The 1,025-nt window shown below is 51.7% G+C and carries 2 protein-coding genes; both read left to right on the top strand.

Going from position 1 to position 1,025, the window contains the following annotated elements; translation table 11 throughout:
* A partial coding sequence (locus LPH68_RS26920; RefSeq protein ID WP_230297289.1) for a hypothetical protein occupies positions 1-257 on the top strand: 257 nt, incomplete at its 5' end.
* Positions 258-287: 30 nt separating this feature from the next.
* Positions 288-944: a hypothetical protein gene (locus LPH68_RS26915; RefSeq protein WP_032534375.1), complete on the top strand. Its 657-nt coding sequence runs from the start codon at positions 288-290 to the stop codon at positions 942-944.
* The last annotated feature ends 81 nt before the right edge of the window (positions 945-1,025 follow it).

The following is a 1,025-nucleotide window of genomic DNA, read 5'->3' as shown; positions in this document are numbered from 1 at the left end:
AAAAGAACCGCATGATAAATTGGATACAACAGATGCTTTTGCGCCGCAAAAAGACGGACAAAGGCAGAATGACACTCGGGAAGGTGCAGGAAGAGTATGGCGAGAACGACGTATGCATGGGAGAACTCCTTGATGCCCTTCCCGCTGACGGACTTTCCATAGAGGAAGCGTTCGGGCTGGCTATCGCCGCCAAAAAATGGGCGGACGGAGACCGTTTCTACCGGAGTATCAACGATGGAGAACCGGAAGATTTGTAAACAACAACAGAACAATGAAAACAAAGAAAAATGGACAGATATGATTTCATAAGATTCGGGGAACAGGTGCGCTGGTACAACGAAAGCGAAGACCTGATGGAAACCATGCAGGTGTGCTGCCCCGTATATCCTCCCGTGCAGGGCGACACAAGGGTACAGCTGGTATCAGCCGGAATAGAGGCGCTGCAATCGGGATGCGGGTCGGAAAAGACGGTCAGGGCTTCGCAGCTCGTGCCCTTCATAAGCCACTTCGGCAGGGGATACTGGGAGGCTCTCACACAAGCGGCGGACAACGGGGCAGGCACGGACCTGCTCGAAGCGATGATCAGAAACAGTTGTCTGGGCCTGGGAGAACAGATATGCCTGCTTTGTGGCAAGGTGTCGGCAAGCGTGCACGCTGCATTCTGCAGGGTATATCCCGAAGAGGGAAGCCTGCTCGACGTCATTGAGTGGCAGGGAAAGGAGTACCCCATAAGGAAGCTGACACTGTTCCGGGGGACGGAACAGGAAATGGAAACAACCGTATCGGTCACCGCATTGCAGAGGAAGCTCATCGGACGCAGGAGCGGTGCACCCGTTTCAAAAGCCGCAGAAAGGATCGATGAAGGTATTTATTATTACTGTGAACAGGAAAAGGAGTTCCTCCTCCCGCAAGAAGGCCTCACCGCATTTGTAGAAAGGGGATGAGACAGGGAAATGATACGATATACACAGATAAAGACAATTGAAAATGAAAAAAGAACCGAGTAAAACGCAAGAAAACGGCAT

Origin of the sequence: Bacteroides sp. 1_1_30 (assembly GCF_020982715.1) — a bacterium.
In the GTDB taxonomy this organism is placed as follows: Bacteria; Bacteroidota; Bacteroidia; order Bacteroidales; family Bacteroidaceae; genus Bacteroides; species Bacteroides xylanisolvens.
The sequence above is the reverse complement of the archived record's forward strand: the minus strand, read 5'-3'. Positions and strand labels throughout refer to the sequence as shown.

Coding starts and splice junctions, on each gene's coding strand:
- LPH68_RS26915 (WP_032534375.1), top strand. CDS start 288: ATGGACAGATATGATTTCATAAGATTCGGGGAACAGGTGCGCTGGTAC.